We start from the raw sequence: 7,122 nt of genomic DNA on the forward strand, positions 1-7,122 counted from the left end.
CCGCTGCGGCCGTCGTAGGGTGACGATCATGACCGCCGCGACCAGTGTCTTCGTCACCGAACCCGGGGATGGCAGCGTCCTCGCCGTGCAGACCCACGACCTGCCCGACCCGGGTCCCGGAGAGGTCCAGGTCGAGGTCGCGGCAGCCGGCGTCAACTTCATCGACGTCTACAAGCGCCAGGGCGTCTACCCCACCCCGACGCCGTTCGTCCTCGGCGAGGAGGGCGCCGGCACCGTCGTCGCGCTCGGGCCCGGGGTCACCGACCACGCGGTCGGAGACCGGGTCGCGTGGTGCCAGTCGTCGGGCAGCGAGACGACGCTCACCAACAAGCCCGTGCGGGCGCTCGTGCGGGTCCCCGACGGGGTCGACCTCGAGGTCGCCGCAGCGGCCATGCTCCAGGGGCTCACCGCCCACTACCTCGTCAACAGCACGTATGCCGTCGGGCCGGGTGACGTGGCCCTCGTGCACGCCGCGGCCGGCGGGGTCGGGCAGCTGCTCGTCCAGATGATCGTCGCGAAGTGCGGCACGGTGGTCGCAACCGCCGGATCCGACGCCAAGCTCGAGATCGCCCGGTCCCGTGGTGCCCAGCATCTCGTCAACTACTCCACCGTCGACGACCTCGCGGCGGCGGTCCGGGCCGCGGCCGGGCGCGGCGTCGACGTCGCCTACGACGGGGTGGGCCGGTCGACGTTCGACGCGTCCCTCGCCTCGCTCCGCCCGCGCGGGATGATGGTCCTCTTCGGCGGCGCGAGCGGGCAGGTGCCGCCGTTCGACATCCAGCGGCTCAACGCCGGTGGCTCGCTCTATCTCACGCGCCCCACCCTCGGCCACTATGTCGCCGACCGGTCCGAGTACGAGTGGCGGGCCGGAGAGGTGCTCGGTGCGATCGCCGACGGCTCGCTCGACATCGCCGTCGGCGGCCGCTACCCCCTCAGCGAGGCGGCAGCGGCATACGAGGCCCTCGAGGGTCGCGCGACGACCGGCAAGCTCATCCTGGTGCCGGCCGCATGAGCCGGGTCCTCCTCGTCCACGGGCGGATCCGCACCGGCGTGGACGACGCTCCCTGGACCGATGCCCTGCTCGTCGAGGACGGCGTGGTCGTCGCGGTCGGCGACGAGGCCCGCGCCTCGGGCCTGCCCGCGGTCGAGCTCCCCGGAGAGCTCGTCATGCCCGGTCTCCACGACGCCCACATCCACACCGAGTGGCAGGCCCGTGACCTGTCGTCCGTCGACCTGCGCGAGGCTGCGTCGCTCGACGAGGCGCTCGCGCTGATCCGCGCGCACGTGGCGGGGCTCCCCGACGGTGAGTGGCTCCACAGCGGCCGCTGGAACAGCAACCGCTGGGCCGTCCCGATCCAGCCCGACCGCTACGCGCTCGACGCGGCCTGCCGCGACCGGGTCGCCGCGCTCTCGAGCGTCGACGGCCACACGATCTGGGCCAACTCGCTCGCGCTGCGCCTGGCGGGGATCACCCGCGAGACGCCCGACCCGGTCGGTGGAGAGATCGTCCGCGACCCCACGGGCCAGCCGACCGGCATCCTGCGTGAGTCGGCGCAAGAGCTGCTGAAGGCGATCCCTGACAAGCCGGTCTCACCCCTGCGGCCGTGGCTCGAAGGCCTCCAGGAGTGGCTGCTGTCCGTCGGGCTGACGAGCATCACCGACATCGACGGCGAGGAGGCGCGCGAGGCGTATGCCGCCATGCACGCCGACGGCGCCCTCCGGCTCCGCGTCACCAAGTGCGTCCGCGACGATGACCTCGAGCTGGCCATCGCCGAGGGGCGCCGGGCCGGCCAGGGCGACGAGCGCTTCCGCGTCGGCCCGGTCAAGTTCTTCAGCGACGGGGCGCTGGGCTCGCACACGGCCCACATGACCGAGCCCTTCGTCGGGCACGAGGGGTGCGGGATCGCCGTGACCCCCTACCCCGTCCTCCTCCAGCGCATCCGGATGTCGCTCGAGGCCGGACTCGACGTCTGCACCCACGCGATCGGCGACGAGGCCAACCGGCTCGTCCTCGACGCCTTCGCGACGATGCGCGGCGAGGGCCACAAGGGCATCCTGCGGATCGAGCACGCGCAGCACGTGCGGCTCGACGACGTCCCCCGCTTCCGCGAGCTCGATGTCATCGCGTCGATGCAGCCGAGCCACTGCACGGCCGACCTCGAGCTCGCCGACGCGATCATCGGCGACCGGCCCCTCGCCTCGTACGCGTGGCGCACCCTGCTCGACGCCGGGGCCCGCCTCGCGTTCGGATCGGACGCGCCGGTCGAGGACCCCAACCCGTTCTTCGGCCTGCACGCCGCGGTGACCCGTCAGCGCGCCGACGGGTTCCCGCCCGGCGGCTGGCGCCCGGACGAGCGGATCAGCCTCGACGAGGCCGTCCACGCGCACACGGTCGGCGCCCACGAGGCCGTCGGGCGCACCGACGTGGGCCGGCTCGCCGTGGGCCAGCTCGCCGACCTCGTCTGCCTCGACCGCGACCTCTGGTCGGTGGAGCCCGACGCGATCCGCGACACGCAGGTGCTCCAGACCTGGGTGGGCGGGGAGCTCGCGTTCGAGCGCTGAGCCGTCCCCGCGGCATACGTCTCGTCGGTGTTTCGGATGACGACCACGATCGCCTCGCCGGGCCAGTCTCTGTGCTCAGGACGACAGCCGAGCCTCGTTCATGGTCGTCCTCCGGAACGCGGTCAGGGCGCTCCAGGGACGACCGCGAGCAGGAGTGTCGCGAAGAGGGTGAGGCCACCGACCACCAGCAGGAAGATCCCGATGACCGCCGAGCTCCCGGCTCCCTCGCGCTCCGACCGCGCGGCGCGGCGACGGCCGGTGACGACGAGGACGGAACCCACTGCGATCCAGGCGAGACCGATGAGCAGGCCCGCGAGGACCCCGGCGTTCCAGCGCATTCAGCGAGGTCCGGTCACCAGAGCGTGGCGACGAGCACGTTGACGAGGCCGGCGCCGCCGGCGACGTCGAGCTGCGTCGACCCGTCCTCGCCGCGGCGCCCCCTCGCGGCCCCGATCTCGGCAGCCCCGGCGACGACGAGGGCGATGACGAGCTTGACGGCGATCTTCGCGTTGTTGACCTCGTGGGCGTCGTCCTTGATCGCCTCGGCGAGCCCGACGAGGAGCAGTCCGGTGACGATCTGCGCCCGGGCGCCCCAGACGACGACGGGCGTCACGACGTGCCCGGCTCGGACGGCGATCCAGCCGCCGACGACCGCGGCCATGCCGAGCAGGTGCAGGGCGACGAGGATCTTGTAGGCGAAGTCCATGGCGTCATCCTAGGGAGCGCCGCGGGGGCACCTGCACGCGGCCTCCGACCCCGCCGCGCGTGCGGGCCACGTCACCCCGCGCCGTCGCCTCGACGGGTGATCCTGGTCAGCTCGGGCAGGCTGCGCCACGAGCTCGTGATCGGCAGCTCCGACACCTCGTCGACCGGCACCCACCGGGCGTCGCCCGTCGTGCCGCCGACGTCGTGGATGACGACGTCGGTGGGTTCGGGGCAGGTGGCGCGGTAGACGATCCGCACCGCGTGGAAGTCCTCGACGCCTCCGCCGGGCGCGCGCCCGACCCAGTGCTGCGACTGGATCGTGACGAGGTCGCCCAGCACGATGCGCTGCCCCGTCTCCTCCCACACCTCCCGGTGCACCCCGTCGACCGGAGCCTCGCCGTGGTCGAGTCCACCTCCCGGAAGACCCCACTCGCCCGCCACGTGCGTCAACGACGTGAACTGGGTCATGAGCACCCCACGCTCGCTCGTCACGACCGCATACGCGGCGACCCGCTGGTAGGGCTCGGCGTGCTCGTCCGCGGCGACGTCGGCGTCCCGTGGGACCTCCTCACGCGCCGGCGGTATGCCGCTGGGCCCGGTCACGAGGTACGCGAGCTCGAGCGCCCCGTCAGGACGGGTCGTCGCGGACACCGGAGGCCCGGCCGACCAGCCGCCCACGGCGAGGACCGTCTCAGGGTGGCTGCCGTGGTCGACCCGGGCCTGGTGGACACGGTCGCCGGACGTCGACAGGCCGACGACCCACAGCCCCCCGGGGACGTTCGTCCTCATCGGCCCACGAGCGACCGCGCCCGGGTGTACTCGGCGACGGCGCGGTCGACGACCTGGGGCCAGCCCTGCTGGGGTGGGTTGGCGACGTTCCACGCCCGCATCCGGGCGACGTCGCCGGGCGAGGCGGCGAGCCCGGCGATGGCCCGGGCCATCGCGTCGTCGTCGTCGACGACGAGGCCGTTGACCCCGTGGCTCACGAACTCGCTCACCCCTGAGCCCGAGCGCCCGATCACCGGGAGGCCCACCGTGCGGGCCTCGAGAGCCGCGATCCCGAACGCCTCGAGACGGGTCGGCGACAGGTAGACGTCGGAGGCGGCATACCGCTCGCGCAGCTCGTCGCGGCTGACACGGCCGGGCAGGTCGACCCAGCCGAGCCGGTGCTTCTCGACGTGCGCCTCGACGCGGCGGCGCTCGGGGCCCTCGCCGAGGATCGTCAGCGACAGGGCGCCCAGGCCGGCGATCGACTCCGCCCGGCGGACGAGCTCGACGAGCGCGCCGGGACGCTTGCGCGCCGCGAGACGCATGGCCGTGACGAGCCGGAGCGGTCCGGGCCGGCGTTCCTCCGGACCGACCGCCCAGCGGGACACGTCGATCCCGTTGGGCAGGACCTCGACCGTGGCGTCGGTACCGATGATGCGCCGCAACGGCTCGGCCGCCATCGTGGACACGGCCGACATCGCGACCCCGCGCCCGGCCCAGCGGCGCACGAAGCGCGCCGCCGAGAAGACGGGCGCCGCCCCGGCGAGCATGCAGTGCCACGTCATCGCCGTCGGGAGCCCGATCCCGAGCGCCACCCTTGTCGCGTCCCAGGCGAACGGCGAGACGACCCCTGTCTGGACGTGGGCGACGTCGAACGCACCCGCCACGAGCCGCTGGCGCAGCGTCCGCGGGGCCCGCGGGTTGACCGGGAGGTCCCACGGCATCGGCGCCGCGAGGCGGTGGACCGGGATCCCGTCGTGGACGGTGACCTCACCGCGCATCTCGCCCTCGGGGCCCGGCGTCGCGGTGAAGACCTCGACGGTGTGCCCAGCCATGGACAGGTGGCGTGCGAGGTCGTGTGTCTGCACCTCGATCCCGCCCAGCCTGGGCAGATAACAGTCGGACAGGAGAGCCACCTTCACGGGGAACACTCTGTCATGCGCCAAGATGGGGGCTACCCATGTCCCACACGCTGCTCGCCTTCCATGCGCACCCCGACGACGAGGCCCTCCTCACGTCGGGGACGATGGCGCGCGCCGCGGCCGAGGGACACCGGGTCATCGTCGTCGTCGCCACCGACGGCGCGCTCGGGCTCGCGTCGCGCGAGTATGCCGCTGACGGCGCCCTCGCGACCCGACGCCTCGACGAGCTGAGGCGAAGCGCACAAGCACTAGGGGTCGTGCGAGTGGAACACCTGGGCTATGCCGACAGCGGGCTCGGGCCCGAGGTCGAGCCGGACCCGCCGGGGAGCACCCGGTTCGTCCGCGCCGACACCGAGGAGGCCGCGATGCGCCTCGCCGCGATCCTCCGCGAGGAGCGGGTCGACGTGCTCCTCAGCTACGACGCCAACGGCGGCTACGGCCACCCCGACCACAAGAAGGTCCACGAGGTCGGCGCACGCGCTGCGGCGCTCGCGGGCACCCCGCGCCTGCTCGAGGCGACCGTGCCCCGCGACACGATCACGCGGGCCATCGACCTGGTCGCGAAGGTCTACCGGTTCCCGCCCGAGTTCGACCGGGCGAGCTTCGACCGCGCCTTCTCGGCCCGCCGGGACATCACCCACCGCATCTCGGTCCGGCGGCACATCGCGGCCAAGCGTGCGTCGATGCGCGCCCACGCGTCCCAGGCGAGCGCCGACAGCGGCGCCGACCGCACCCTCGCGGCCTTCCTGCGGATCCCGCGCCCGCTCTACGACCTCGTCTTCGGCCGGGAGTGGTTCATCGACCCGGCCCTGCCCCGAGGCGGACGGATCCGCAGGGACGTCTTCGAAGGCCTGTCGTGAGCGAGGCGGCCCAGCGCGCGAGCCGGTCGCCGACGGAGCTCGCCGTCACGCCACCGGCCTCGAGCACCCGGCCGGGGACCGGGCGCCTCGTCCAGTTCTTCATCGGCATCGGCCTCGCCGTGTTCCTGTTGTGGTACGGCCTGCCCCGCGTCGCCCACACGACCTGGACCGACGTGTGGCGGACCCTCTCCGGGCTGCAGACCGGCACGGTCGTCGGCCTCACGGTGCTCATGCTCTCGGGCCTCTGGCTCGTCACCTTCCTCTACACCGGCTCCCTCAAGGGTCTGACGCACCTGCAGGCGATGATCGTCAACGCGTGCGGCAGCTCCATCGGCAACCTCCTGCCGGGTGGCGGCGCGGCCGGGGTGGTCGTCACGTACAAGCAGCTGCGCTCGTGGGGGTTCCTGCGGCGCGACATCTCGACGATGATCATCGTGACCGGCGTCTGGAACGTCCTCGCGCGGGTCGTCCTGCCCGTCATCGGCATCGTCGCGATCATCGTCGGGATCGGACACCTCAACCCGGTCGTCGCCCAGGCAGCGGTCCTCGGCGCCCTGGTCGGTGTCTCCGTCATTGCGGCGTTCTGGGGGATGCTCGCCTCGGAGGCGTTCGCGCACCGGCTCGGCCGGCTCGTGACGCGCGCCTACCGCAGGCTGGCGGGCCGGGCGGGCTCGCGCGATCTCGAGGGCACGATCGTCGGGATGCGCCACGACATCATCGACATCGTCCGCTACGGCTGGCTCGAGATGACCTACGGCCTCGTCGGCTTCTTCGGCGTCTACTACATCCTCTTCTGGTTCTGCCTCAACTCGATGGGCGTGCAGATGCCCTTCGCCTACATGTTCGGCGCCTACACGGTCGGCCGGCTGCTCACGGCCGTCGGGATCACCCCGGGCGGTCTCGGAGTCACCGAGGCGGGCACGGCCGCGGTCCTCGTCGGCTGGGGCGCGGACCCGGCGCAAGCCACGGCGGGGGTCGTGCTCTTCTCCCTCTTCACCCACTTCTTCGAGGTCCCGCTCGGGGCCCTCGGCTGGGTTATCTGGTCGCTCAGCCCGAAGACCGAGCCCGCCGATGCCCACGATGAC

Annotated in this window: 8 protein-coding genes; 4 read left to right on the forward strand and 4 right to left on the reverse strand. The window is 73.0% G+C overall.

The window, feature by feature from the left end; genetic code table 11:
* The first annotated feature begins 28 nt into the window (after positions 1-28).
* Together N865_RS04755 and N865_RS04760 are read left to right on the forward strand one after the other, a co-directional pair.
* Entirely contained in the window at positions 29-1,012 is a 984-nt protein-coding gene (locus N865_RS04755; protein WP_034802186.1) for a quinone oxidoreductase family protein, read from the forward strand.
* Positions 1,009-2,562: an amidohydrolase gene (locus N865_RS04760; protein ID WP_034802096.1), complete on the forward strand. Its 1,554-nt coding sequence runs from the start codon at positions 1,009-1,011 to the stop codon at positions 2,560-2,562. Before N865_RS04755 ends, N865_RS04760 begins: the two co-directional genes overlap by 4 nt.
* A 122-nt stretch (positions 2,563-2,684) precedes the next feature.
* On the opposite strand, the gene N865_RS04765 is transcribed toward N865_RS04760, so the two are convergent.
* The 4 genes from N865_RS04765 to N865_RS04780 all read right to left on the reverse strand — a co-directional run bounded on the left by N865_RS04765 (position 2,685) and on the right by N865_RS04780 (position 5,177).
* On the reverse strand, positions 2,685-2,900 hold the full coding sequence (locus N865_RS04765; protein WP_034802097.1) for a hypothetical protein: 216 nt from the start codon (positions 2,898-2,900) through the stop codon (positions 2,685-2,687).
* A gap of 14 nt (positions 2,901-2,914) precedes the next feature.
* Complete coding sequence (locus N865_RS04770) at positions 2,915-3,268, reverse strand: hypothetical protein (RefSeq protein WP_034802098.1); 354 nt, start codon at positions 3,266-3,268, stop codon at positions 2,915-2,917.
* A gap of 71 nt (positions 3,269-3,339) precedes the next feature.
* Entirely contained in the window at positions 3,340-4,056 is a 717-nt protein-coding gene (locus N865_RS04775) for an NUDIX hydrolase (protein WP_051510164.1), read from the reverse strand.
* On the reverse strand, positions 4,053-5,177 hold the full coding sequence (locus tag N865_RS04780; protein WP_034802191.1) for a glycosyltransferase: 1,125 nt from the start codon (positions 5,175-5,177) through the stop codon (positions 4,053-4,055). Before N865_RS04780 ends, N865_RS04775 begins: the two co-directional genes overlap by 4 nt.
* 38 nt (positions 5,178-5,215) lie before the next feature.
* Here N865_RS04780 and N865_RS04785 point away from each other — a divergent pair, with 38 nt between their 5' ends.
* Together N865_RS04785 and N865_RS04790 are read left to right on the forward strand one after the other, a co-directional pair.
* Positions 5,216-6,037 carry a PIG-L deacetylase family protein gene (locus N865_RS04785; protein WP_034802100.1) on the forward strand — a complete coding sequence of 274 codons (822 nt, stop codon included), beginning with the start codon at positions 5,216-5,218 and terminating at the stop codon, positions 6,035-6,037.
* Positions 6,034-7,122 (forward strand): lysylphosphatidylglycerol synthase transmembrane domain-containing protein (locus tag N865_RS04790; RefSeq protein WP_084327947.1); only part of this gene is annotated, 1,089 nt, incomplete at its 3' end. The genes N865_RS04785 and N865_RS04790, both read left to right, overlap by 4 nt.

It is taken from the genome of Intrasporangium oryzae NRRL B-24470, assembly GCF_000576595.1.
In the GTDB taxonomy this organism is placed as follows: domain Bacteria; phylum Actinomycetota; class Actinomycetes; order Actinomycetales; family Dermatophilaceae; genus Intrasporangium_C; species Intrasporangium_C oryzae.

What these genes read in the sequence shown, in the direction of transcription:
- N865_RS04765 (WP_034802097.1), bottom strand. Translation starts at nt 2,900, where the DNA reads ATGCGCTGGAACGCCGGGGTCCTCGCGGGCCTGCTCATCGGTCTCGCC.
- N865_RS04760 (WP_034802096.1), top strand. Translation starts at nt 1,009, where the DNA reads ATGAGCCGGGTCCTCCTCGTCCACGGGCGGATCCGCACCGGCGTGGAC.
- N865_RS04770 (WP_034802098.1), bottom strand. Translation starts at nt 3,268, where the DNA reads ATGGACTTCGCCTACAAGATCCTCGTCGCCCTGCACCTGCTCGGCATG.
- N865_RS04785 (WP_034802100.1), top strand. Translation starts at nt 5,216, where the DNA reads ATGTCCCACACGCTGCTCGCCTTCCATGCGCACCCCGACGACGAGGCC.
- N865_RS04755 (WP_034802186.1), top strand. Translation starts at nt 29, where the DNA reads ATGACCGCCGCGACCAGTGTCTTCGTCACCGAACCCGGGGATGGCAGC.
- N865_RS04775 (WP_051510164.1), bottom strand. Translation starts at nt 4,056, where the DNA reads ATGAGGACGAACGTCCCCGGGGGGCTGTGGGTCGTCGGCCTGTCGACG.